A 395-nucleotide genomic window follows, 5' to 3' on the forward strand; every position below is an offset into this window, starting at 1 on the left:
CTTTATAACAGTGTGATAAATGGGTCAAAAACCAGAAAAGAGGGAAAACAAACAGGATTTAATCAGAAGGAATAGGGGAGTAAACGCTAACATACTCTACAAGCACTTCAGCCTGTCTCTTACAAACATCTCCGAGCAAAAGAGACAGGCAGAAAGCTCGTATGCAGCCCTCTGCTTGAAAAAAAAAAAATGAAAAAAAACGGCGGGAAACCCCGCCGCTTTAAATTTTTTTTCCATACCCAGCCCTTTTTTTCCAAAAAGTATAAAAAAACCCGCCGTTACTGTGAAGTACAGCGGCTATACCGGCGAAAATCCCGAAAAGCATGATTAGGCCTTGAAAAAAATCGTTTGCCGCTGTCGCAAAATAACCGCCGACTACGACATAAATTGCGGTA

General features: G+C 41.5%; 1 protein-coding gene. It reads right to left on the minus strand.

The genetic code is table 11. The features are described from left to right. Positions 1-220: 220 nt before the first annotated feature. A complete protein-coding gene (locus ACYVTD_RS17545) occupies positions 221-388 on the minus strand; it encodes a sodium:solute symporter family transporter (RefSeq protein ID WP_461248909.1) in 168 nt (55 codons plus the stop codon). Positions 389-395: the final 7 nt, after the last annotated feature.

The organism is Treponema sp. R6D11, from assembly GCF_054786075.1.